The organism is Streptomyces sp. NBC_01446 (genome assembly GCF_026340095.1).
Taxonomy (GTDB): domain Bacteria; phylum Actinomycetota; class Actinomycetes; order Streptomycetales; family Streptomycetaceae; genus Streptomyces; species Streptomyces aureus.
The window spans coordinates 7,383,366-7,407,387 of the sequence record NZ_JAPEPO010000001.1 but is presented as its reverse complement, the minus strand read 5'-3'; the positions used below and the strand labels follow the sequence as shown (position 1 = coordinate 7,407,387).

Genomic DNA, 24,022 nt, shown 5'->3' with positions numbered 1-24,022 from the left:
ATCGCCGTCACCCGCGAGGGTGATCAGTGTGCGGTCCAGCCGCCGTCCAGGACGAGCGACGTCCCGGTGATGAAGGAGGCCCGCGGGCTGCACAGATACGCGACCGCCTCGGCGACCTCGTCGGGTTCGATGAGTCGCTTGAGCGCGCTGTCCTGGAGCATGACCTCGGCGAGGACCCGCTCCTCGGGGATGCCGTGGGCGGCGGCCTGGTCGGCGATCTGCTTCTCGACCAGCGGCGTGCGGACGTAGGCGGGGTTCACACAGTTCGAGGTGACGCCGTGCGGAGCGCCTTCGAGCGCGGCGGTCTTGGAGAGCCCTTCGAGGCCGTGCTTGGCGGCGACGTACGCGGACTTGAACGCGGACGCGCGCAGGCCGTGGACCGAGGAGAGGTTCACGATGCGCCCCCAGCCCTGCTCGTACATGTGCGGCAGGGCGCCGCGGATCAGGCGGAAGGGTGCCTCCAGCATCACCGTCAGGACGGTGTGGAAGACGTCGGGCGGGAACTCCTCGATGGGGCGCACCAGTTGGATGCCCGCGTTGTTGACCAGGATGTCGGCGCCCGCGGCGCACTCCTCGGCCGCGTCCAGGTCGGTGAGGTCGAGGACGCGCGATTCGATGCCGCCGGGGGTGGCGCCGGCCTGCTCGGCCAGCGCGTCGAGGCCCTCCCGGTCCCGGTCGACCGCTCTCACCTTGGCCCCGGCCGCGGCGAGCCGCAGCGCGCAGGCGCGGCCGATGCCGCCTGCGGCGCCGGTGACGAGTGCGATGCGGCCGCCGAGATCGAGCGGCGCGGTGAGGGGTGCGTTGGGCGCGGTCATGCCCCGCACCCTAGGCAGCGCTCGCGCCCCGCCCGATGTGGTCAGCACCCATACTTCAGCGCTCGGACATGGTCTCGAACCATGTCGGCCCGTCGGAGGCCGCCTGCTTGATCCGGAGCAGGCAGAAGTCGCCCAGGGGCGGCAGCGAGTCCAGCTCGAACCAACTCACTTCGAGGGACTCGTCGTCGTTCACGCGCGCCTCGCCGCCGGTCGCCCGGCAGCGGAAGGAGATGTCGGTGAACTGGCACCGGTCCCCGTTCGGGTACCTCACCGGCTTGAGGGTCTTCACCAGGACGACCCGCTCGGGCACGCACTCGACGCCCGTCTCCTCGTACACCTCGCGTACGGCGGCTTCGGCGGGCTGCTCCCCCGGCTCCGGGATTCCGGCCAGGACCGCCCACTTCCCGGTGTCGGCGCGGCGCCCGAGAAGGACCCTGCCGTCGTCGTCGAAGACGACGGCGCTGACGCCGGGCAGCACCAGGAGCTGGTGGCCGACGCTGGCCCGGATCTTGCGGATGAAGTCTGGAGTAGCCATGCCTGCGACCCTATCCGGCGGCGGACACGCTCCGGCGGGAGCGCACCACGGCCCAGCCGAGACCGCCCACGCCGATGGCCACGAGCAGCAGCTCCGGCCATCCGCCCAGTCGGGTGGCAAGGGTCAGCGAGGTCCGCTTCGGCACGTCGGCGACCAGGGTGTCGGCGACGAACATGCCGGTGTGCTGGGCGACGGATCCGTCGGGCCTGATGATCGCGCTGACGCCGCTCGTCACCGGCACCATCACGGCGCGGCCGTGCTCGACGGCGCGCACCCGGTCCATGGCGAGCTGCTGGTAGGTCATCTGGCTGCGGTCGAAGGTGGCGTTGTTGCTGGGCACGGAGAGGATCTGTGCGCCCGCCTCCACCTGGTCTCGCACGACGGAGTCGAACGCGGCCTCGTAGCAGGTCACCGGACCGATCCTGGTGCCCGCCATGTCGAAGACGACCGGCTTCTTGCCGGCCACGAAGCTGCCCGCGCGGTCGACGTCCTTGCTGAAGATGCGGAAGAAGCTCCGGTAGGGCATGAACTCGCCGAACGGCTGGAGCTGCCGCTTGTCGTAGACGGCGCCGGGGCCCGTCTTCGGGTCCCAGAGGATCTGCCGGTTGCGGGGCGTGCCGTCCTTGGCGGTGACGACCGCGCCGACGGAGATGGGAGCGCCGACGGCCTTGGCCGCCTTGTCGATCTCGGCGTACGCGTCGGCGTTGACGTAGGGGTCGATGTCGGAGGAGTTCTCGGGCCACAGCACGAGGTCGGGCTTCTTGACCTGGCCCGCCTCGATCTTCGTGGCGAGCTTCATCGTCTCCCGTACGTGGTAGTCGAGCACGGCCCGGCGCTGGGAGTTGAAGTCGAGGCCCATACGCGGCACGTTGCCCTGGATGACGGCCACGCGCGCGGTGCCTTCCTCTGCCGCGGTGGAGACGAGGGGCGCCGCGACGGCTCCCGCGATGACGGGCGCGAGGGTGAACGCGGCGGCGACGGCCACGCCGCGGTCACGTACACCGCGTACGTCCTTGAGGCGCAGCGCGAGAGCGGCGAGGCCGAAGCCGCACAGGACGACCGCGAAGCCCAGGAGCGGGGTGCCGCCCAGTGAGGCGAGCGGCAGGAACAAGCCACTGGGCTGACCGAACGCGACCTTGCCCCAGGGGAAGCCTCCGAACGGGAAGCGGGCCCGCAGCGCCTCGTCCGCGATCCACACGCCGGCGGCCCACAGCGGCCACAGCGGCAGCCGTGAGACATAGGCGATGCCGAGTCCGGCCAGGGCCATGACGAGCGATTCCGCGAGGGCGAGGGCCAGCCACGGCAGCGGCCCGACGTCGACGCCGGTCCACGACAGGAGCGGCACGAGGAAGCCGAGGCTCATGAGGAAGCCGAGGCCGAAACCCGCGCGCATCCGCCGCCCGTGAACGGACGCTCCGAAGAGCGCGAGAGCCAGGGGCGCGAGCCACCACAGTTCACGGGGCGGGAAGCCGACGTACAGCAGCACTCCGGAGAGCACCGCGGCGGCGGCCGGAGCGATCCGTCGGGACAGGCGGGCCCGGCGCGAGGCGGGCGCCGACTGCGGATCGAGCTGTTCCGGCTCGTCTACGGAGGTTGCGGTGGCGGTCACTCGGGGAGTGTACGGCGGGTCAGCTGCCGGGCGACACGGCGGTCTGCGGGGGTCGCGGCGACCACGCGGACCACCCCGTGCAGCATCGTTCCTGCGCAACCCGTGCACAAACTGGTGCATCAGCCGTTACGGTGTGCCCCGAGTCCCCGAGGAACGGCCGTATCCGGCCATGGCGCTCGGGGCCCGTCACAGTCGGGGGGCGACGGGGTGGTGGGGACCACGGGTATGCCGTCGACGGCCGGTCCGTCGGCGGAGTACGAGCGGCGCAATGTCGCCGACGCGGCGGGCATCTTCGCGCTCGGGGCGTGCGCCGTCTGGTCGCTGATCACCGCGACCGCCCGCGCGGGCAGGCCTGAGGGCGTGCTCCTGGCGGTGCTCGCCGTGGCTGCGGGCTATGCGTGCGGCCGGATCTCCGGCGCGCTGCTGCCCGTGGCGGCGCCCTGCGCGGCGGCTTTGGCGGGACTCGGGCTCGCGCTCGCGTCCCCGCACGCGGTGCCCGCGCCCGACACGGGCGCTCCGCTCGGCCGCACCGGCGCGACGGCCGCGCTCCTGGCGCTGTCCACCGGGGCGGCGTGCTGTGCGGGCTGGGCGGCGCGGCGCCCGCCCGTGCGCGCGGCCCTGTTCCTGCTGGCGGGCGGCACGGTCGCGGCTGCCGCCGCCGTCGGGTCGATCGCCGGTGTCACCGCGTGCACGGGAGTGCTGCTGTGCTCCCTCGCCTCGGTGAGGATGCGGCACCACAGGGGCCTCGGCCTCGCCGGCCTCGGCGTCATGACGGGGCTGGTGACCGGACTCTCCCTGGCACTGCTGAGGGGCGTACTGCCCTCGGGGCTCTCGGCTTCCCTGGAGGGGCAGCTCTCGCAGCACCGGATCCTGCTGTGGCAGGACGCGCTGCGCCAGGCCGAGTCCGATCCGGGCCTCGGCGTGGGCCCCGGCCGTTTCGGGGAGCTCAGCCCCACGGTCGGCGAGACGCTGCTGCCCGACGGCAAGCCGCACTCCGCCCCGCTCCAGCAGGCCGCCGAGCAGGGACTCGTAGGCGTCTGCCTGCTGGCCGCGGTGTTCTGCTGGCTCCTGTACGTCCTGTGGCGGTCGGCGCGCTCCACGCCTGTGGTCCTGACGGCGGGCGCGGCACTGACCGCTCTCGCCGGTCTGGCGACCCTCGGCAATGCCCTGAGTTTCACCACCGTCACCGCGGGCGCGGGCCTGCTCGCGGGGGTGGCGACGGCGAGACCCTGGGGCGACGAGCCCTTGGACAGCGCTACGGCCGCCCCGGTACGTGTCCGGGGCGGCCGTGTGTAAGTGTGCGGGGTGCCGTCAGGCGGCGGGGCCGACAGAGGTCGGCTTGAGCCGGTCGTGGATGGCGCGCACCGCGGACTCGGCGTTGTCCACGGTCACCGTGAACTTCCTGCCGTCGCCCATGATCACCACGATGCCCTCACCGCGCCGGACGATGACGGCCGTGCCCTGCTCGGGGCGCCAGCGGTATCCCCAGCCGCCCCACTGGCGGGGCGTGACACGGGGTTCGAACTCGGCTCCCACCACATGGGCGAGCAGGATGCGGCGGCGTGGCACTCCTATGTGGCCGCACCGCACTTCCAGGTAGTCCTTGTCGACCTTCACGGCCACATGGACGAAGGCAAGGGTGCCGAACAGGATCAGAAGACCCGCGGCGATGCAGCCGACCACCGACATCACCAGCGCGGCGACACCGGAAGTCCACTGGGATACCACGGCGAGCTCGATGCCGAGCGCCACACACGCGGCGCCGCCCAGCGCTGCCAGCCACTGCACGCGATTGTGTGCACGGCCTGTCCAGATCTCGGGGGCGACGGAGGACGCGCGCCGCTCACTACCGGAGTGGTCCCTCATGGAACTGAGACTACTCATGTTCCGCAGCGAAGGCACTGTGCCGCGGAGAGTGATTGCGCACGGCCCCGGGACGCCGGGGCCGTGCCCGAAATCCGGGCGCCGCCGTCACTGTGCGTGGATGACGGCGGCCTGGAGCAGCCGGCCCTCCGCGTAGGCGAGCGCGGCGGGCGGCAGTGCGGACGTGCGGCCGCTGAGGATGACGGTGAGGGCGCCCTGCGCACCGCTCTCGGCGTCGGGCCCCGCCCCGATCCTGCGCAGTGCCTGCGCGGCGACGGCGCCGGCGCTGCCATGCAGGACGAGCGGCGGCATGCCCGGCTGCTGGACGGCGGCGCGGATGCGTTCCGCCACGAGTTCGTAATGGGTGCAGCCCAGGACCACGGCCCTTACATTGGTCGGGGTGAGCGCAGCGGCGGCCGCGATCGTCCTGTCGATGGCGTCCTCGTCCGCGTGCTGCACGGCGTCGGCGAGGCCCGGGCAGGGCACCTCGGTGACCTCGACCCCGTCCGCGAAGTCCCGGATCAGTCCCCGCTGGTAGGGGCTTCCGGTGGTGGCGGGAGTGGCCCAGATGGCGACGGGTCCGGTGCCGGCGGCGGCCGGCTTGATCGCGGGGACCGTACCGATGACCGGGATGCCGGGTTCGAGGCGGGCCCGCAGGGCCGGCAGGGCATGGACCGAGGCGGTGTTGCAGGCCACGATCAGCGCCTCGGGACGGTGCTCCGCGGCGGCCTCGGCGACGGCCAGGGCCCGCTCGGTGACGTCCCGCACGCTGCGCGGCCCCCAGGGCATCCCGTCGGGGTCGGAGGACAGGACGAGATCGGCGTCGGGCCGCAGGCGCCGTACCGCGGCAGCGGCCGCGATGAGTCCGATTCCCGAGTCCATCAGCGCGATCTTCACCCGGAAACCATAGACGATGCCCCTCACACCAAGGGTGCGGTGGGGCAGACTGCGGCGGATGGACGCCGTTGTGTGGATCACCGCAGCATCACTGGCCGCGTGGGTGTGGCTGCTGGTCGGACAGGGCTTCTTCTGGCGCACGGATCTGCGTCTGCCCCCGCGCACGGACCCTTCGGAGTGGCCGTCGGTGTGTGTCGTCGTCCCCGCGCGGGACGAGGCGGCCGTGCTTGGGGAGAGCCTGCCCTCGCTCCTCGCGCAGGACTATCCGGGGCGCGCCGAGATCTTCCTGATCGACGACGGCAGCACGGACGGCACCGGATCCCTGGCCGGGGAGCTGGCCCTGCGGCACGGCGGGCTGCCGCTCACGGTCGACTCGCCGGGCGAACCGCCGGCGGGCTGGACCGGCAAGCTGTGGGCGGTGCGGCACGGTATCGGCCTGGCACGCGCGCGTGACCCCGAGTTCCTGCTTCTCACCGACGCCGACATCGCGCATGAGCCTGGCAGCCTGAGGGAACTGGTGGCCGCGGCCCGTACAGGCGGGTTCGACCTCGTCTCGCTGATGGCGCGCCTGCGCGTGGAGAGCGTGTGGGAGCGGCTCGTCGTCCCGGCCTTCGTGTACTTCTTCGCCCAGCTGTACCCGTTCCGCTGGATCGCGCGGAAGGGCTCGCGCACGGCGGCCGCGGCCGGCGGCTGCGTGCTGCTGAGCGCCGAAGCCGCCGACCGCGCCGCGATCCCCGACTCGATCCGGCACGCCGTCATCGACGACGTCGCGCTCGCCCGGGCGGTGAAGGGCTCCGGGGGTCACATCTGGCTGGGCCTCGCCGACCGCGTCGACAGCGTGCGCCCCTACCCGCGGCTCGGCGACCTGTGGCGCATGGTGTCCCGCAGCGCCTACGCCCAGCTCCGGCACAACCCGCTGCTCCTCGCCGGGACCGTGGCCGGGCTTGCGCTCGTCTACCTGGCGCCACCGGTCGCGCTCGTCGCCGGACTCGCCACAGGCCATGGGCTCACCGCGCTGCTCGGCGGGCTCGCCTGGCTGCTGATGACAGCGACGTACCTCCCGATGCTGCGTTACTACGCGCTATCGCCCTGGCTGGCGCCGCTGTTGCCGGGTACCGCGTTCCTGTATCTCCTCATGACGGTCGACTCCGCCGTGCAGCACTACAGGGGACGGGGTGCGGCCTGGAAGGGGCGAACGTATTCCAGGCCTGACCCCGCGCCGGAGCGGCAGTAGCCGATGGGGCGGCTACTTTCTGCCGGGCGTCCAGTTCATGCCCCACCCGTAGGCGTAGTCGACGGTGCGCTGCGGGCTCACGCCGCGCTCGGGAACGAGGTAGCGGGCCTCGCGCTGCACGGTCAGGTCGCTGCCCGTATTGGTGATCAGCGCGAGCGCGCACACCGTCGACGGGACCGTGCACTCGTCCAGGGAGAAGTCGACGGCCGCACCGAACTGGGGCTGGAGCGTGACGGTCGCGTGCAGGTCGGCGAAGCTGCGGGCGCCTTCGTAGATGGTGACGAAGATGAGGACGCGCCGCAGTTCGTTCTTGTGGTCGAGGTTGATCGTCAGGTTCTCGCCGCTGGAGACGGCACCCGTGCGGTCGTCGCCGTCGAGGTGGATGTACGGCGGGCGGTTCAGAGCTCCGAAGGCGTTACCCAGTGCCTGGACGACACCCTTGCGGCCGTCGGTGAGTTCGTAGAGGGCGCACAGGTCCAGGTCGAGGTCCGCGTGCTGCGCGACGGCTCGGCCCAGCTTGCTGCCCCACCCCTTGAACTGCTTGCGCACCTCCCAGTTGAGGTTCACGCGCATCGCGCCCGATGTACCGCCCTGCTTGGCCAGGGAGACGGACGGCGCCGCCTTGGTGAGCGTCACCTTGGTCAGGCGGACGGGCTGCTGCGGGGGTGCGGCCGGGGGCGGCGGCGCGGTCACTGGGGTCGCGACCGGCGCTGCGGGGGCGGGCGTGACCTCGGGCTTGGGTGCGGGCGTGGGTGCAGGTGCGGGTGCAGGTGTCGGCGCGGGTGTCTGGGGTTCGTCGACCGTGATCCCGTAGTCGCCGGCCAGGCCCGCCAGACCGGTGCCGTACCCCTGGCCGACGGCGCGGAACTTCCAGGCGCCCTGGCGACGGTAGAGCTCACCGAGGACGAAGGCGGTCTCCACGCTCGCGTCGGCGCTGTCGTAGCGCGCGATCTCGGCGCCGTCCGCCGCGTCGAGGACTCTGATGTACAGCCCGGGGACCTGCCCGAACGAGCCGCCGTCCGCCGACGCGGCGAGCACCACGTTCTCGATCGCGGGCTCCACGCGCGCGAGGTCGACCGAGATCGTGTCGGTCACCTGGCCGTCCGCGCTCCTCTTGCCCTCGTGACGTACGGCCCCCGAGGCGTGCGCCGGCTGGTTGTAAAAGACGAAGTCCGCGTCCGACCGGACCTTTCCGGCGACGAGCAACAGCGCGGAGGCGTCCGCGTCGGGCACCCCCGCGCCTGAACGCCACCCCAATTCGATCCGCACGGCCGGCGCCGGCACGACGACATTCGAACCTTTAGACATTGGCATGTCCGCCCCCAACAGAGATCTCCGGCTTCCTGGTCAACCTATTCCCCGCGACCGAAAGCGGCACAGGGACACGCGTTCGATGATCACTGGCCAACCGCCGGTAACCCACCGAGAACATGCCATTACACGATCCGAACGCTCAACGACGACCGATTTTGCCAAGTTCGCTCGCATTGGGGATCTCAAGTCACTGCCGACACGCAAAACAACCCTCTTATCGGTCTCCCCAACCAGCACATCGTGGGCTTAACTTATGTGCCATGACCTCCCCCCGCTCCACCTATGGCGGCGGTTACTACTCCGCGCCGTCCTTCCCGGACACTCCGATCTACGACTCCCTCGTCGCAGAGCGGGGCACACCCCAGATCGCCCCGATCCGGGTTCCTGCCATGTACGACACCGGCAGTCATCTGCCCGCGCTCCCGTCCGCGCTTCCCGCGCTGCCGGCCGCGCCCTCCGCACCCATGCCCCAGTACGGTTACGCGACCCCGCAGCAGGCGCCTCTCCAGCACGCGCCGGCGCCGTACATCCCGCAGCAGGCCTCCGGGCCCCGCGGCTACGCAGGCATGCAGCAGCCGCAACAACAGCAGCAGCAGCGCCCGGCGCCCGGCACCGGCTACGAGGCCATGCGCCCCGCGGCACCCCGCCCTGCCGCGCCCTACGAGGATCCGTACAACCGTCAGCAGTACCGCGGTTATTGATCTCCCGGAGATGGGGCTGTCCGTGCCTGCTGGCAGGATGGCCCCATGCCGAATGCCTCGCTTCGTTCGATCCACATCCACCCACTGAAGTCGGTTCGGGGGCACGCGCCGCGCGAGGCGGCCGTGGAACCGTGGGGTCTTGCAGGAGACCGCCGGTGGGTGCTCATCGATACCTCGGGCAAGGTCGTCACCCAGCGCCAGCACCCGCGTCTCGCGCTCACTTCGGCCGAGACCCCGGACGGCGACGGTCTGCGTATGTCGGCCCCCGGCCGCACGCCCCTGACCGTGCCGGTGCCCCGGCCCGCCGGGACGACCACGGTGAACATCTTCGGCGACAAGGTCGAGGCCGTGCTCGCCGACGACGCGGCGCACGCCTGGTGGAGCGCGTACCTGGAGGCCGACGTGCGGCTCCTCCACCTCGACGACCCGGCGACTCGACGCCCCATCGACCCCGAGTACGCCAAGTCCGGCGAGACGGTCAGCTTCGCCGACGGGTATCCGCTGCTGCTCACCACCCTGTCCTCCCTGGACGCCCTCAACTCCCTCATCGCGCAGGGTGATCACGCGGACGAGGGCCCGCTGCCCATGAACCGCTTCCGGCCGAACGTCGTGGTGGACGGCTCCGCGCCCTGGGCGGAGGACGACTGGTCACGCATCGCGATCGGCGCCGTCACGTTCCGTATCACCAAGAAGTGCGGCCGCTGCGTGGTGACCACCACGAACCAGTCGACTTCGGAGCGTGGCAAGGAGCCGCTGCGGACTCTCGCCCGCCACCGCCGCTTCGGTGACCAGCTGTGTTTCGGGACGAACCTGGTCCCGGAGACGACCGGGACGGTCCGGATCGGTGACGCGATCACGATCCTGGCCTGACGCCTGGCCTGACTCCTGGCCGCGCGGGGAACCCCGCGCCGGATCACGGTCGTTGGAGCACAATGGAAAGGCGGGGACAGGCGGAGAGCTTCGTCGAGTGGGGTGATTTCGCTCTCTCTTCGCCTCACCTGCGCGTGAGCCGTGCCGTTCACGGTTAAGACGGACGCGGAAGGGGGTGCTGGCTGTGCGGGCAATCGCCGGACTCTGGCGGTGGCGGCACAATCCGCTGCGCCGCGCGACCGACCTCGCCGAGGCCTGGGTCGCGCTGGTGGCGGCGCTGCTCATCGTCGTTGTCGCACCGATCATCGGCGTCGCGACGGGATCCCTGGCACAGGGCGCCTTGATGCAGTCGGTCCAGGAACAGCACAAGAACCGCCGGGAAGTTCCCGCCACGGTCGTCCGGAAGCTGGCTCAGCCGCCGCTGGACTCCGACCCCGAGACATCCACGGCGAGAGACGCGCACAGCAGGGTCGTCGCCAACTGGAAGGCACCCGACGGCGCCCACCGCACGGGCCGCGTCCTGTCGAGCCTCACGACCCCGCATCCGGGCGACCGGTTCATGCTGTGGGTCGACGGCACGGGTCAGGTCGTGGGCCGCCCGCTGGACAACGCGACGGCGACAACTCACGCCGCGCTGGCCGGATTCGGGACCGCGGCGGCCACGGCGGGGCTCGTCGAGGGCGCCCGGCGCCTGATCGTGTGGCGCATGGTCCGCCGCCGGTACGACCGTTGGGAACGCGCCTGGGACAAGGCGGGCCCGGACTGGGGCAGGACAGGGACCGGCAGCTGAGCGGCCTTCCGCTCCGGTCAACTCAGCGGCTGCGCGCACGCTACGGTTGACCCACCTTCGCCGCGGGGATCGCAGCGAGGACCCGCGTACGACGAGGTGGGGGCACGGCAAAGCCATGGCACAGGGCACGGTCCAGGTGACGCACACCGGCACGTCGCGGTGGCGGCGCCGCACTGGGGAGTACGCATCGCTCGCCGCGGCCCTGGAGGCCGCGGGTGACGGCGACGTGCTGACCGTGGCGTCGGGCACGTACAGAGAGAACCTCGTCGTGGAGCGCGCGGTGACGCTGCGTGGTCCGGAGGGCTCGCCCGGGTCCGTGCGGATCGCGCCGGTCGACGGGGTGCCGCTCACGGTGCGCGCGTCCGCGACCGTCCTCGATCTGCATGTCGAGGGGCAGGACTCGGCGGCCCCCGCACTCCTGGTGGAGGAAGGCGCTCCCGAGCTCTGCGATCTGCGCATCGTCACGCGCTCCGCCGCCGGCATAGAGGTGCGGGGCGGCGCGCGGCCCACCGTGCGCCGCTGCACCGTCGACAACCCCGGAGGGATCGGCATCGCCGTACTCGACGGCGGGGGCGGTGTCTTCGAGGAGTGCGAGGTCGTCTCGGCGGGCCAGGCCGGAGTGGCCGTACGCGGTGGCGCGCACCCTCGGCTGGAGCGCTGCCGGGTGCATCACGCGTCGGGTTCCGGACTGTCCGTCACCGGCGAGCACAGCGGCCTGGAGGCCGTCGGCTGCGAGGTGTACGAGGTCAAGGGCACCGGCGTGCAGATCACGGGGCGCGCCACCGCGCACCTCACGGACTGCGATGTGCACCGCACCACGGCGGACGGCGTCACGCTCGACACGGACGCGGTGCTCACCCTCGCCGACTGCCGTATCCACGACGTCCCGGAGAACGCGATCGATCTGCGCTCCCGGTCGGTCCTGACGCTGACGCGCTCGACGGTCCGCCGGTTCGGGCGCAACGGCCTGTCCGTGTGGGACCCGGGCACGCGCGTGGACGCCAACCAGTGCGAGATCCACGACAGCACGGGCGACTACCCGGCGGTGTGGGTGAGCGACGGCGCGACCGTCGTGCTCGACGCGTGCCGGGTGCACGACGTGCCGGACGCGCTGTTCGTCCTGGACCGGGGCTCTCGCGTGGACGTCGTCGACAGCGATCTCTCCCAAGTCCGCAACACGGCCGTGTCGGTGAGCGACGGCGCCACGGCCCAGCTGGACGACTGCCGGATCCGGGAGGCCGCGACGGGTGCCTGGTTCCGTGATCACGGGAGCGGCGGCACCCTCGCCAACTGCACGGTGGACGCCGTGCAGACCGGCGTGATCGTCACCAAGGGCGCCGACCCGACGATCGAACGCTGCACGGTCACCTCCCCTGCCGAGGCCGGCTTCTATGTGTCGGCCGGGGGCCGGGGCAGCTTCCACGGCTGCCGTGTCACGGGCAGTGAGGGCTACGGCTTCCACATCATCGACGGCTGCCGTACGACCCTCAAGAAGTGCCGTACGGAACGGTGTTCGCGCGGGGGTTACGAATTCGCCGAGGACGGCCCCGTGGTCGAGGACTGCACCAGCGACGAGAGCGGCGGGGTGCGCTCCGCCGGGCAGGCCGCCGCTCCGGCGCCGGGCGTCCAGAAGGCCACGCAGACCGTGGGGCTGCTCAGCGCGCTGCCCGACCAGCGTGCCGTGGCGCCCGACACCCAGACACCGGCCACGACCCGTACGTCGACGGATGTCCTCGGTGAACTCGACACCCTGGTGGGCCTGGAGAGCGTCAAGCGCGAGGTGCGTGCCCTCACGGACATGATCGAGGTCGGCCGTCGCCGGCAGCAGGCGGGTCTCAAGGCGGCTTCCGTCAGGCGCCACTTGGTGTTCACGGGCTCCCCCGGCACCGGCAAGACGACCGTGGCACGCCTGTACGGGGAGATCCTCGCCTCGCTGGGCGTCCTGGAGAAGGGCCATCTCGTCGAGGTGTCCCGGGTCGACCTGGTCGGCGAGCACATCGGCTCGACCGCCATCCGCACGCAAGAGGCCTTTCAACGGGCCACCGGGGGCGTGCTGTTCATCGACGAGGCGTACGCCCTGTCACCCGAGGACTCCGGCCGCGACTTCGGGCGTGAGGCGATCGACACGCTGGTGAAGCTGATGGAGGACCAGCGCGACTCCGTCGTGGTGATCGTCGCGGGCTACACCTCCGAGATGGAGCGTTTCCTCTCGGTCAACCCCGGTGTGGCGTCCCGTTTCTCACGGACCATCACGTTCTCCGACTACCTGCCCGAGGAGCTGCTGCGGATCGTGGAGCAGCAGGCCGACGAGCACGAGTACCGGCTCGGCGAAGGCGCGTCCGAAGCACTTCTGAAGCACTTCACCGCGCTCCCGAAGGGGCCCGCGTTCGGCAACGGCCGCACGGCGCGGCAGACCTTCGAGTCGATGGTGGAGCGCCACGCGGGCCGGGTCGCCCAGCTCGCCGAACCGAGCACGGACGACCTGACCCTGCTCTACGAGGACGACTTGCCCGAGCTGCCCTGAGGCGCTGCGGGCTCGCCGTCCGGGCGTGGCCCAGGGACCTCGGGGCGCAGCCTGGCGAGGAGGCGGGCCCGTTCCTCGGCGAAGACGGGGTCGGCCTGGTAGTCGGAGTGGCCCAGGATCGGTGCGGGCAGCGGGTGTTGCTCGGTACGGCCGTAGGCGAGCGGGTCCTTCAGAGCCGGGTGGTCGACCTGGGGGCCGTCCTCGCCGGGCAGCCGGACGGGTCCGCCGATCGGGTCGGTGGTGCGGTGCAGGTTGCGCCAGCAGTCGACCTGGCGATGCAGGGCGCCGAGCGCGGCGGGACCGAAGTGGGCCGGGAACCAGCGCCCGTAGAGCCGCTCCAGAGGCGAGCCGTAGGTGAGCAGGGCGACGCGTCGGCGGACGGTGGGATGCAGCTGCCATGCGGCCGCGGCGGCGAGGACGCTGCCCTGGGAGTGTCCCGACAGGACGAGGCGGCCGCCCGTGGCGCGGGTCCAGGTGGCCATGCGCCAGGTCAGGTCGGGCACGGCGCGCTCGGCGTAACAGGGCGGCGCGAAGGGGTGCGCGGCGCGCGGCCAGAACGTGCCGACGTCCCACAGGATGCCGATCGTTCGGCGGGCCGACGCGTCGCGGTAGGCGCGCCTTCCCCAGGTGACGAAGAGTATGAAGCCGAGTCCGATGAGCCAGGAGCCCATCGCCTGCGCGGTCTGCGCGGCGCCTTCCACGATGTCGTACGTGCCCTGTGCGGCCTGGCCCGGGACCTGATGGGTCGCCCACGCGCCGATGAGCGCTCCCGCGCCGAGGAGGAGCGTCACCGTCGAGACCGCGCCGATGATCATGGGCGCCTGGTCGGTGAGGGCGGCACGCGCGCGCGTGCCCGCGATGGCGCTGGTGCGGGCGGCGTCCTCGGGCTCCCCCGGGTAGTCGGTCGCGACAGTGGCCGTCTCACGGCGCTTGAGCCGGATGGTGCGCTGGGCAAGTACGGCGCACACCACGGCGACGACGATCAGCAGGGGCGGGATCACGGAGGCCTGCCAGGACAGCAGGACGGGTGGTCCTTCGATGGTGCCGTCGGCTCCCGGCGTGCCGGAGCCGTCCAGCCAGTCGGCGACGCGCTGGGAGACTCCCCCGGACATCACACCGCCCAGGGCGCAGGCGAGCATCGCGGTCGCGGGTCCGCCGAGGCCGCGCAGGGCCGCACGGGAGTCGCGGGCGCGGCGGTGGATGGCGCGGGCGACCACGGCGAGTGCCACGACCACCGCGCCCTGGACGAGGACGATCCCGCCGAACGTCGCGTCTCCGGGCAGGCGCCCGTGCGACCGCCACTCGGGGCGTGACCAGCCCGCGTACAGGAACGTGAGCAGCAGGAGGGCCAGGGCGGATGCGGGCAGGAGGCGGACGACGGTCCGGTCGAGGGTGCGGTCGACGGTGTTCTCGCTGCGGCCCCTGCGGCACACCACCCAGACGACGATGCCGGTGCCCACGACGAGCGCGCCGTCGAGGATCCGGCCGAGCACGTCGAGGAGCGCGGGGCCGCCGCTCCCGCGGTCGAAGCGGGCGGCCGAGGTTCCGACGGCGGCCGCCACCGTGAGCAGGCCCGCGGCGGTGTGCGCGGCGCGCAGCCGGGCGACAAGACGGCGGCCGTACCAGAACCCCGGCCGGCCCAGCGCGTTGGTCGGGGCCTCCTCCTCCGGGTCGGGCTGGTGGGGCAGCGGCTGCTGGGACTCGTACGCGCCCCAGGTGCGGTGGGAGAGGTACCAGAGGAGGCCGACGAGGGCGGCCGGGACGGCCGCGGTGAGGGCGAGGCGGCGGCCGGGCTGGCTCCACCAGCCGCCGTGTCCGTGCGCGTCGACCGACAGGAAGCCCAGCCAGGAACGTCCCTCGCCGCACGCGTGCGTGCCGGCGCACTGCCAGGCCACCAGATCGAGCGCCACCTCGCAGGCGGCGGCGACCAGGAGGACGGTGAGGCTGAGCCCCACGAGGCGCACCAGAAGGCCGTAGGCGCGCACGGTCCGCGTGCGGCGGTGGGCGTTGGGACGCATCCAGTGGGCGAGGTTGACCACCATGAACGGCAGGAGCAACAGCCATAAGGCGCGCGAGCCGTTGCCGGACGTGAGGTTGCACCAGACGTACGCCTCCGGGACGGGCTTGCCCCGGTAGTCGTCGGGGCGTTCCTCCGCGTCGGCGTCGTCGGCGCGGCGGTACACCGCGGCCGTGTCATCGCCGGAGACCCGGACCGTGCGCGGGTCGCCCAGCATCGCCTCGGGGGTGGTGCCCCCTACGCCGTGGACCAGAAGTTCGAGGGCGGTCTCGTCCGCCGTGTCCCGCTCCACCGTTCAGCATCCCCCGATTGACGTGCGCGTGTGGTGCCGGAATCAGAATCCCCGCTCACGACCGCGCTACGCATCCCTCATCACCGAATCTCCTCCATCCGTGCGACCGCGCGTCATACGGCGGGCGCGAGCGGGCAGTGGCACGGCTGTCGGCGGCGCGTGCGAGGATGTGGCGACCATGGACGGCTGTGCCGAGGCGAAGGGATCCGACAGGACGTGAGCGAGAATCAGAACCTGCTCGCGGAGCAGCGCCGGGCCCTGATCCTCGACGAGGTCAGGCGCCGTGGGGGCGTCAGGGTCAACGAGCTCACTCGTAAGCTGGGCGTCTCCGACATGACGGTCCGCCGTGATCTCGACGCGCTCGCCCGGCAGGGTGTCCTGGAGAAGGTGCACGGCGGCGCGGTCCCCGTGGTCGAGGCGAGCACGCACGAGCCGGGCTTCGAGGCGAAGTCGGGTCTGGAGCTCAGCGCCAAGGAGGACATCGCGCGGACCGCCGCCGCCCTGGCGGTGCCGGGCACGGCCATCGCGCTGTCCGGCGGCACCACGACGTACGCGCTGGCCCACCACCTCCTCGAAGTGCCGGACCTGACCGTGGTGACCAACTCGGTACGGGTGGCGGACGTGTTCCACGGCGCCCAGCGCTCGTCGGGACAGCGGCAGGGCGCGGCGACCGTCGTCCTCACGGGCGGCGTGCGGACCCCCTCGGACTCGCTCGTGGGGCCCGTCGCGGACCAGGCCATCGCGGCGCTCCACTTCGACGTGCTGTTCCTCGGCGTGCACGGCATATCGCTGGAAGCCGGCCTGTCGACGCCGAACCTGGCGGAGGCGGAGACGAACCGGCGCCTCGTGCAGTCCGCACGCCGGGTCGTCGTGGTCGCCGACCACACCAAGTGGGGCACGGTGGGCCTGAGTTCGTTCGCCTCGCTCGACCAGGTGGACACGCTCGTCACCGACGCGGGGCTGCCCGCGGACGCGCGCGCGGAGATCTCCGAGGAGCTGCGGCTCGTCATCGCGGGCGAGCCCGGAACAGGTACAGACATCTGACGGTTCGCCAGCTATGGTGACCCCTGCCCGGCCAACCGCCCGATTCCGCTTGGGGGCTGAACGTCCATGGCACGCCGACTGAAGCCCGTAGGGCTTGAGTTCACCGAGTCCGCGCCGCTGCGCCTGGTCTTCGCCCGAGAGGTGTCCGCGCCTCCGCAGGCGGTGTTCAGGGCGCTCTCCGAAGACGTGGCAGGCTGGCCCGAGTGGTTCTCCGCCGTGACGCTCGCCCGCCCGACGGACGACGGGGCGGGGCGCGAGGTACGGCTCAGGGGCGGTACGCGCATGCGGGAGACCATCCTTGCGGCCGACCCCGACGCGGTGTACGCGTACCGGGTGGACGAGACCAACGCGCCGGGGATACGCGCCCTGGTCGAGGAGTGGCGGCTCACGCCGTCGGGCATCGGCGGGACGCGGGTGCAGTGGACGTTCGCCGCGGACGGGGTCGCCGCGTTCCGGGTGGGCCTGCGCCTCGGCCGGGCCGGACTCGGCCGCGCGTTCCGTGACGCGGTGGCCGCGCTCGACCGCAGGATCGCGGCGAACTCCCGGGATTCCAGGGCGAGTTGACAGCAGCCCGGGTCCTCAGTCGGCGCTCGGCCAGACTCCCGTCGCGAGCAGCGTCTCGATGGCCCGCGTGTACGGCGCGATGTCCAGGCCCTGGTGGGCCAGCCACTGGTCGGAGTAGTACTTGTCGAGGTAACGGTCCCCCGGGTCGCACAGCAGCGTGACGACGCTGCCGGTCCTGCCCTCGGCCACCATCTCGGCGACGATCTTCAGCGCGCTCCACAGGCCCGTACCGGTCGAGCCGCCCGCCTTGCGGCCGATGGCCCCCTCCAGGGCGCGCACGGCGGCGACGCTCGCCGCGTCCGGCACCTTCATCATGCGGTCGATCGCGCCGGGCACGAAGCTCGGCTCCATGCGGGGCCTGCCGATGCCCTCGATGCGGGAGCCGCAGTCGCAGGTGACGTCCGGGTCCCCGGTCGTCCAGCCCTCGAAGAAACAGGAGTTCTCCGGGTCCGCGACGCAGATGCGGGTGTCGTGCTGCATGTAGTGGACGTATCGGGCGATGGTCGCGGAGGTGCCTCCGGTGCCGGCGGTGGCGACGATCCAGGTGGGCTCCGGGTAGCGCTCCAGCTCCAGCTGCCGGTAGATCGACTCCGCGATGTTGTTGTTGCCGCGCCAGTCCGTGGCCCGCTCCGCGTACGTGAACTGGTCCATGTAGTGCCCGCCCGTGTCGACCGCGAGCGCCGCCGACTCCTCGTACATCGTGCGCGAGTCGTCGACGAAGTGGCACCGGCCGCCGTGGAATTCGATCAGGCGGATCTTCTCGGGGCTGGTGGTGCGCGGCATCACGGCGATGAAGGGCACCCCGATGAGCTTCGCGAAGTAGGCCTCGGAGACGGCGGTCGAGCCGCTGGACGCCTCGATGACGGGGCGGCCGGGCCGGATCCATCCGTTGCACAGGCCGTAGAGGAACAGCGAGCGGGCGAGCCGGTGCTTGAGGCTTCCCGTGATGTGCGTCGACTCGTCCTTCAGATAGAGGTCGATGCCCCACTCCTCGGGGAGCGGGAAACGCAGGAGGTGGGTGTCGGCCGACCGGTTGGCGTCGGCCTGCACCTTTCGTACGGCGTCTTTGAGCCAGCTTCGGTACGCGGCGTCCGTGTGGTCAACGTCCAGCGTGGCCACGGGGTCCGGCCCTTGGGGGGTCCCGGCTGACTGGTCCTGCTGGGGGGTGCTCACCGCATGGCTCCTTGGCGTCGTTCCGAGCGTCGGTCCGACGCCGTCCACACCCGGCCGTCGCCTTTACGACCGGTCGGACGCCCCGATCATAAACACCTTCCACACGCTTCTCACCTGCATAAACACCCCTTTGAGCAACTCAAAGGAACGCCTGCCCCAGGACAGGAACAGGCGTGCGGAGGAACAAAGGCGTGAGTCGGCCCTTCCCCTGCCGGGCGCACTGCCTCACGCACTGGTGCGGATGCCCTCGTGCGGGCAGACTGCACCGCGGGGCCGGTGAGAGCTCACACCAAGGGGGCGGACGACATGGCGGAGCCGGAGTTCACGGCGACGGGTGTGCGCATAGGGCGACTCCTTCGCTCGCTCACCAGGGCGGGCGAGGTCCGCATCAAGGGCGGCCGCCTGGAACTGCTCACCAGCTACGGCAGCGAGATCGACAGCGCGCCACTCCAGGAAGTCCGCGCAGGCAAGGCCTGGTTCGCGCCCGGCGACCGGGCCCTCGCCGATGTCGGCGGTAGGCGCTACCTGCTGAAACTCGGCGCCGATCATGAACCCGGCGACGCGGTGCCCCGTCTCGTCGGCGAGAGCGGGCCGCCCACGACGCGTCGGTTCCTCGAGGCGGTGCGTAGGGCGCGCGGCCGGCTGACGTAGCCGGCCGCGTACTTGGGGGACGGCGTGCGCGAGTTGCAGGCTCGCACCCCCTGAGTCACTCTGGTCACACATCACTACTCAGGGTTTACCGGCGATAACGCTGCGAACCAGCCCGCCGGACACGCAGCAGGCGGGTCTCGGCTGTCTACGCGGCCCACTGCTGGATCGGTACTCCGCCTTCTTCCGGACCTTCAATTCGGGGAGTCGCAGCCGTGATCACCCACCCAAGCAGGCATTGCACGGTGGAGCTCCAAGCCCTGCCGTCGCGGATCCGCCAGGTCCGCAGAATCGTATCGGCGCAGTTGCGCTACTGGCATCTGGACCCGCTGATAGACGAGGCGATGCTCGGCGTGACCGAGTTGCTGACCAACGTCCACCGGCACGCGGGTCCCGACAAGATGTGCACCGTCGAGATCGAGCTGCTGCTCGACCGCCTCACGGTGTCGGTGCACGACCACGACCCGCACCTGCCGCAACCGTGCGAGGCCGACCCGCTCGCGACCTGCGGCCGGGGCCTCGCCCTGGTCGCCGCGGTCAGCGAGAGCTGGGGCGCGCGGCCGCAGGGCGAGCACGGCAAGGTCGTGTGGTTCACGCTCCCCGCGCCGTCGGCGCCGCTGCCCGAGTACCGGGTGGGGGACGCCTTCCCCGAGCTGGACTCCCCGGTGGACCGCCGCGTGGCCCGACATGCTCCCGCCCGGTCGGCCGTTGTCGGCTGACCGGGCGGTGACCACCTCTTACGGCACGGGCCACGTCACTCGGTGGCGATGGCGCGCAGCACGTCGAGGCGTGCGGCGCGGCGGGCCGGGCGCAGGCCCGCGAGCGCTCCGGCGGCGAGGCCCACCAAGGCCACGACGACGAGCTGGAGCGGGGGCAGGGCGAACGCGAACGCGCTGTCGCTCGCGCCGTCCGACGCCTCGACCAGGACCCAGCCGAGGAATCCGCCGAGCACCAGGCCACCCGCGGTACCGAACGCGGCGACCAGGACGGACTCCCACCGCACCATGGCCCGCAGCTGGGCGCGGGTCTGGCCGACGGCCCTCAACAGCCCCAGTTCGCGCGTGCGTTCGTGGACGGCCAGGGTGAGGGTGTTGGCGATGCCGAGCAGAGCGATCAGCACCGCGAGGGCCAGCAGCGCGTAGACCAGGGTCAGCATCATGTCGATGCCGCCGGCGGACGACTGCGCGTACTCGTCGCGGGTCTGCACCTCGGGATGCCCGTACGCCGCAGCGACCTTGGAGACGGCGGCCTTGCCGTCGTCCGTGCTCACGCCGTCCTTGAAGGTGACGGCGATCAGGGTGTCGGAGTCCTGGGCGCGGTGCGGGGCCCAGGCCTGGCGCGTGATGACGTAGTCCCCGGCGAGCTCCGACCGGCCGTAGACCGCGCGGACGGTGAAGTTCTGCTGCTTGCCGTCGGTGAAGGCCAGGCGGGCGGTGCTGCCCGGTTGGAGGTGCTGCTTGTCGGCCTCCTTGCGGGTGACGGCGATGCCGTCCGTGCCGAGGTCGTCGAGCGAGCCGCGGACGGTGCCCAGGTCGAAGGACCTGGCGAGCGCGGCCGGGTCGGTGACGGTGAGGGCGCGGCCCTCGCCGTCGACGTCCGCGACGCCCTTGCCCAGGCCGACGGCGGTCGCGACCTGCGGCTGTCCGGCGATGGCCGGGGCGAGCTTCGGGCTGAGGCCGCTGCCGCCCGCGCCGAACGACGGGGCGGACACGGCGATGTCACCGGCGAAGGAGCGGGACACCGTCTGGTCCATGGTCGCCTTCAGCGAGGCGCCGAAGACGGTGAACAGGGAGACGACGGCGACACCGATCATCAGGGCGCTCGCGGTGGCCGCGGTGCGCCTGGGGCTGCGCAGGGCGTTGCGCCGGGCGAGGCCGCCCGTGACGCCGCGCAGCTTGTCGAGGGGGCTGCCGAGGACACGTACGGCGTGCGACGAGGCGACCGGACCGAGCACCACGAACGCGATGAGGATCAGCACGCTGCCGAGGCCCGCGAGCCAGATGGACGGCGAGGCGAGGACTCCGACCAGGGTGACGGCGACCGCTGCGACGCCGAGCGCCGTGCCGATGACGGCGCGGCGGCGCGAGCCACCGGACTGGTCGACGGCCGTCTCGCGCAGGGCCGCGAGGGGTGCGGTGCGTCCGGCCCGTACGGCGGGCAGGAGCGCGGAGCCGAGACAGACGAGGATGCCTACGCCGAGCGGGAGCAGCATGGACAGGCCGCTGATCACGAGGGCGCCGTCGGGGAACGGGAAGCCGATCGCGGGGAACAGCGCCTGGAGCCCGGCCGCGATGCCGATGCCGCCGGCGAGACCGGCGGCCGACGCGAGAACGGCGACGGCGCTCGCCTCGACGAGCGTCGTGGCGGTGACCTGACGGCGGGAGGCGCCGAGCGCGCGCAGGAGCGCGTTCTCACGGGTGCGCTGGGCGACGACGATCGCGAACGTGTTGTGGATCGAGAAGGTCGCCACGAGCAGGGCGATGCCGGAGAACACGAGGAGGAAGGTGGTGAAGAGGGTCAGGAACTGGCCGGAGATCATGTCGGTGTTCTCCTGCGCCGACGCCTCGCCGGTGATGGCCTCGACTCCCTTGGGCAGTACGGGAGTCAGCTCGTCGACGAGTTCCCGCTGGCTGGTGCCGGGGCCGGCCCGCACCTGGATGGACGCGGCCTCGCCGGGCCTCGGCGTGAGGTACTTCTCCGCGTCGGCCTGCGTCATGCCGGTGTACGTCACCTGCGCCATGCCGTCCTCGCCGCCGAAGGTCGCGAGGCCGACGATCGTCACCTCGACGGGGTCGGGGGTGCGCAGGGTCGTGGTGTCGCCGATCTTGAGGTCGCCCTTCTTGGCGGCTCCCCGGTTGACGACGACCTCGCCGGTCTTCGAAGGGGTGCGTCCTTCGGCCAGGCGATAGGGGTTGAGTTCGGGGTCGTTGATCCAGTTGCCCGCGAGGGTGGGCGGGCCCTGGCCGCCGATCGCCTTGCCGTTGTCGCCGACGAGCTGGCCCGCGCCCTGGATGCCGGGCACGGCGGCGGCGACGCCCGGGATGTCCGCCAGTGTCTTCGCGAGCGACGCGGCGACGGGCTGCCGGGTGCCCTGGCTCTCGCCGGGGGTCGTGATCACGTTCGTGCTGCGGACGACGGCGTCCGTGCCGCTCGACGCGTTGCCGAACATGGTGTCGAAGCTGGCGCGCAGGGTGTCCCCCATGACGAGCGTGCCGGCGAGGAACGCGACGCCGAGCAGGACGGCCAGGAAGGTGCCGGCGAAGCGCCGCTTGTGGGCGCGCAGCGACGACAGGCTCAGGCGCGCGGAGGTGCTCAGGGAGCTCATGACGGCGCCTGCCCCGCATGCCGTGCGCCACCGGCCGCGTCGAAGGCCTTCATGCGGTCGAGGACTTTGTCCGGGGTCGGGGCCTGCATCCGGTCGACGAGGCGGCCGTCGGCGAGGAAGACGACCTCGTCGGCGTGGGCGGCGGCCACCGGGTCATGGGTGACCATGACGACCGTGCGGTCCATCTGCCGTACGGCGCGGCCGAGGAGCCCGAGCACCTCCTCACCGGAGCGCGAGTCGAGGTTGCCGGTGGGCTCGTCGGCGAAGACGACGTCGGGGCGGCCCGCGAAGGCCCGGGCCACGGCGACGCGCTGCTGCTGTCCGCCGGAGAGTTCGGACGGCCGGTGGTGCAGCCGGTCGCGCAGGCCGACGATGTCGACCAGGGCGTCGATCCACTCCTTGGAAGCGGCGTCGTCCTTCGCGCCCGCGAGGTCCATCGGCAGGGTGATGTTCTCCGCGACCGTCAGCGTCGGCACCAGGTTGAAGGCCTGGAACACGAAGCCGATCCGGTCGCGGCGCAGCAGGGTCAGGCGGCGGTCGTCGAGGTCGCTCAGGTCGGTGTCGCCGATGAAGGCGGAGCCGGCGCTGAGGGTGTCGAGGCCCGCCGCGCAGTGCATCAGCGTGGACTTGCCGGAGCCGGAAGGACCCATGATCGCGGTGAACCTCCCGGCCCCGAAGCCGACGCTCACGCCGTCCAGGGCCCGGACCGCGGTGTCGCCACTGCCGTAGACCTTCATGGCGTCGACGACGCGGGCCGCGGTCCGGGTGAGCGTGGCGGTGGTCATGCCGCACCGCCCTTGGAACGGCCGAACTCCTCGTTCAGGACGGAGCTCCGGCGCCAGTACTCGTCCTCGTCGATCTCGCCCGCGGCGAAGCGCCGGCCGAGCACGGTGAGGGGCGAGTTCTCGTCGGCGGCGGGTCGCCAGGGGCCGCCACGGCGGCGTCCGCGCCACACGGTGCGGCGCAGCAGCGTGACGACGCCGATGACGACGGCCGCCCAGATCAGGGGGAAGAACAGGATCCACGGGCCGGGCCCGCCGTCCCAGTCGGCCAGGGTCTGCATGAGACTCATCTCCTCGGAACATGTGCTCACGTTTCTCGATGACTTGAGACTCGCTCCGAAGGGGGGTCGAAGTCGTCGTACAGCCAGCGGCAGCGCGCGTACCCCCACGGGAGTACGGGGCCCGCTTCCGCCTACTCTCCCCGCCATCGACTTCTGTACCTACTAGTATGTACAGTGCCTTCATGAGCACTTCGGACCGGTTGATCGAGTCCACTCGTGAGCTCCTGTGGGAGCGGGGTTACGTGGGCACGAGCCCCAAGGCGATCCAGCAGCGCGCCGACGCGGGGCAGGGCAGCATGTACCACCACTTCGGCGGGAAGCAGGACCTCGCGCTCGCCGCGATCGAGCGCACGGCGCAGGAGATGCGGGCCACCGCCGCGAAGTCGTTCGGCGGCGGCGGTTCCGCGTACGCCCGCATCGAGGCGTATCTGCGGCGCGAGCGCGATGTGCTGCGGGGCTGCCCGATCGGCCGGCTCACGATGGACCCGGACGTGATCGCGAGCGACGCGCTGCGCGCCCCGGTCGACGAGACGATCGACTGGCTGCGCGAGCAGCTCGCGGGGATCGCCGAAGAGGGCAAGGAACAGGGCGAGTTCGCGCCCTCGCTGGACGCCGAGGAGATCGCGGCGACGATCGTCGCGACGGTCCAGGGCGGCTATGTCCTCGCCCGCGCGTCGGGCTCGCCCGCCGCCTTCGACGCGGGGGTGCGCGGACTGCTTTCGCTGCTCGCACCCGCCGCCTGAG

Annotated in this window: 22 protein-coding genes; 11 read left to right on the top strand and 11 right to left on the bottom strand. The window is 72.0% G+C overall.

The annotated features are described in order from the left end of the window. Positions 1-23 precede the first annotated feature (23 nt). The 3 genes from OG456_RS33420 to lnt are packed head-to-tail and all read right to left on the bottom strand — an operon-like array spanning position 24 to position 2,959. The gene (locus tag OG456_RS33420) at positions 24-815 is read right to left on the bottom strand and encodes a 3-hydroxybutyrate dehydrogenase (RefSeq protein WP_266567585.1); all 792 of its coding nucleotides are present in this window, start codon (positions 813-815) and stop codon (positions 24-26) included. Positions 816-870: 55 nt separating this feature from the next. After that, the gene (locus OG456_RS33415; RefSeq protein WP_266567583.1) at positions 871-1,350 is read right to left on the bottom strand and encodes an NUDIX domain-containing protein; all 480 of its coding nucleotides are present in this window, start codon (positions 1,348-1,350) and stop codon (positions 871-873) included. Between the two features lie 10 nt (positions 1,351-1,360). Beyond that, positions 1,361-2,959 carry an apolipoprotein N-acyltransferase gene (gene lnt, locus OG456_RS33410; RefSeq protein WP_266567581.1) on the bottom strand — a complete coding sequence of 533 codons (1,599 nt, stop codon included), beginning with the start codon at positions 2,957-2,959 and terminating at the stop codon, positions 1,361-1,363. 225 nt (positions 2,960-3,184) lie between these two features. Between lnt and OG456_RS33405 the strand changes: the two genes are divergently transcribed. Then, positions 3,185-4,255, top strand: a complete 1,071-nt coding sequence (locus OG456_RS33405; protein ID WP_266567579.1) for an O-antigen ligase — start codon at positions 3,185-3,187, stop codon at positions 4,253-4,255. 15 nt (positions 4,256-4,270) lie between these two features. On the opposite strand, the gene OG456_RS33400 is transcribed toward OG456_RS33405, so the two are convergent. Further along, a complete protein-coding gene (locus tag OG456_RS33400) occupies positions 4,271-4,825 on the bottom strand; it encodes a hypothetical protein (protein WP_266567577.1) in 555 nt (184 codons plus the stop codon). A gap of 105 nt (positions 4,826-4,930) precedes the next feature. Further along, positions 4,931-5,719: a glutamate racemase gene (locus OG456_RS33395; protein WP_266567575.1), complete on the bottom strand. Its 789-nt coding sequence runs from the start codon at positions 5,717-5,719 to the stop codon at positions 4,931-4,933. Positions 5,720-5,777: 58 nt separating this feature from the next. Between OG456_RS33395 and OG456_RS33390 the strand changes: the two genes are divergently transcribed. Further along, the gene (locus OG456_RS33390) at positions 5,778-6,953 is read left to right on the top strand and encodes a glycosyltransferase (protein ID WP_266567573.1); all 1,176 of its coding nucleotides are present in this window, start codon (positions 5,778-5,780) and stop codon (positions 6,951-6,953) included. 12 nt (positions 6,954-6,965) lie between these two features. On the opposite strand, the gene OG456_RS33385 is transcribed toward OG456_RS33390, so the two are convergent. Next, on the bottom strand, positions 6,966-8,267 hold the full coding sequence (locus tag OG456_RS33385; RefSeq protein WP_266567566.1) for a TerD family protein: 1,302 nt from the start codon (positions 8,265-8,267) through the stop codon (positions 6,966-6,968). A 260-nt stretch (positions 8,268-8,527) separates the two neighbouring features. On the opposite strand from OG456_RS33385, the gene OG456_RS33380 reads away from it, so the two are divergent. The 4 genes from OG456_RS33380 to OG456_RS33365 all read left to right on the top strand — a co-directional run bounded on the left by OG456_RS33380 (position 8,528) and on the right by OG456_RS33365 (position 13,152). Then, positions 8,528-8,968 (top strand): DUF6643 family protein, encoded by a 441-nt coding sequence (locus OG456_RS33380; RefSeq protein ID WP_100598554.1) that lies wholly within the window; start codon positions 8,528-8,530, stop codon positions 8,966-8,968. Positions 8,969-9,013: 45 nt separating this feature from the next. Next, entirely contained in the window at positions 9,014-9,838 is an 825-nt protein-coding gene (locus OG456_RS33375) for an MOSC domain-containing protein (RefSeq protein WP_266567561.1), read from the top strand. 184 nt (positions 9,839-10,022) lie between these two features. After that, the gene (locus tag OG456_RS33370; protein WP_266567559.1) at positions 10,023-10,628 is read left to right on the top strand and encodes a hypothetical protein; all 606 of its coding nucleotides are present in this window, start codon (positions 10,023-10,025) and stop codon (positions 10,626-10,628) included. Positions 10,629-10,743: 115 nt separating this feature from the next. Then, a complete protein-coding gene (locus OG456_RS33365; protein ID WP_266567557.1) occupies positions 10,744-13,152 on the top strand; it encodes a right-handed parallel beta-helix repeat-containing protein in 2,409 nt (802 codons plus the stop codon). Here OG456_RS33365 and OG456_RS33360 read toward each other — a convergent pair. Next, positions 13,122-15,461, bottom strand: coding sequence for a hypothetical protein (locus tag OG456_RS33360; RefSeq protein WP_266567555.1), 2,340 nt, complete (start codon positions 15,459-15,461; stop codon positions 13,122-13,124). The two genes, OG456_RS33365 and OG456_RS33360, sit on opposite strands and share 31 nt — an antisense overlap. Positions 15,462-15,677: 216 nt before the next feature. Here OG456_RS33360 and OG456_RS33355 point away from each other — a divergent pair, with 216 nt between their 5' ends. Both OG456_RS33355 and OG456_RS33350 read left to right on the top strand, forming a co-directional pair. Beyond that, positions 15,678-16,505: a DeoR/GlpR family DNA-binding transcription regulator gene (locus OG456_RS33355; RefSeq protein WP_116500454.1), complete on the top strand. Its 828-nt coding sequence runs from the start codon at positions 15,678-15,680 to the stop codon at positions 16,503-16,505. Positions 16,506-16,571: 66 nt separating this feature from the next. Then, positions 16,572-17,069 carry an SRPBCC family protein gene (locus OG456_RS33350; protein ID WP_266567552.1) on the top strand — a complete coding sequence of 166 codons (498 nt, stop codon included), beginning with the start codon at positions 16,572-16,574 and terminating at the stop codon, positions 17,067-17,069. 15 nt (positions 17,070-17,084) lie between these two features. Here the strand turns inward: OG456_RS33350 and OG456_RS33345 are convergent, their stop codons facing one another. Further along, complete coding sequence (locus OG456_RS33345) at positions 17,085-18,242, bottom strand: PLP-dependent cysteine synthase family protein (protein ID WP_323136370.1); 1,158 nt, start codon at positions 18,240-18,242, stop codon at positions 17,085-17,087. A gap of 306 nt (positions 18,243-18,548) precedes the next feature. Between OG456_RS33345 and OG456_RS33340 the strand changes: the two genes are divergently transcribed. Both OG456_RS33340 and OG456_RS33335 read left to right on the top strand, forming a co-directional pair. Further along, positions 18,549-18,893, top strand: coding sequence for a hypothetical protein (locus OG456_RS33340; protein ID WP_116500449.1), 345 nt, complete (start codon positions 18,549-18,551; stop codon positions 18,891-18,893). Positions 18,894-19,105: 212 nt separating this feature from the next. After that, entirely contained in the window at positions 19,106-19,609 is a 504-nt protein-coding gene (locus tag OG456_RS33335; protein ID WP_266567549.1) for an ATP-binding protein, read from the top strand. 35 nt (positions 19,610-19,644) lie between these two features. Here the strand turns inward: OG456_RS33335 and OG456_RS33330 are convergent, their stop codons facing one another. From OG456_RS33330 to OG456_RS33320, 3 genes are read right to left on the bottom strand one after another with little or no spacing between them, the layout of a single operon-like run. Continuing rightward, positions 19,645-22,206 (bottom strand): ABC transporter permease, encoded by a 2,562-nt coding sequence (locus OG456_RS33330; protein WP_266569514.1) that lies wholly within the window; start codon positions 22,204-22,206, stop codon positions 19,645-19,647. Positions 22,207-22,211: 5 nt separating this feature from the next. Continuing rightward, positions 22,212-23,000, bottom strand: coding sequence for an ABC transporter ATP-binding protein (locus OG456_RS33325; protein WP_266567546.1), 789 nt, complete (start codon positions 22,998-23,000; stop codon positions 22,212-22,214). Next, the gene (locus OG456_RS33320) at positions 22,997-23,278 is read right to left on the bottom strand and encodes an SHOCT domain-containing protein (protein ID WP_266567544.1); all 282 of its coding nucleotides are present in this window, start codon (positions 23,276-23,278) and stop codon (positions 22,997-22,999) included. The genes OG456_RS33325 and OG456_RS33320 overlap by 4 nt, the downstream gene beginning before the upstream one ends. Positions 23,279-23,460: 182 nt before the next feature. On the opposite strand from OG456_RS33320, the gene OG456_RS33315 reads away from it, so the two are divergent. After that, the gene (locus OG456_RS33315) at positions 23,461-24,021 is read left to right on the top strand and encodes a TetR/AcrR family transcriptional regulator (protein ID WP_266567542.1); all 561 of its coding nucleotides are present in this window, start codon (positions 23,461-23,463) and stop codon (positions 24,019-24,021) included. Position 24,022: the final 1 nt, after the last annotated feature.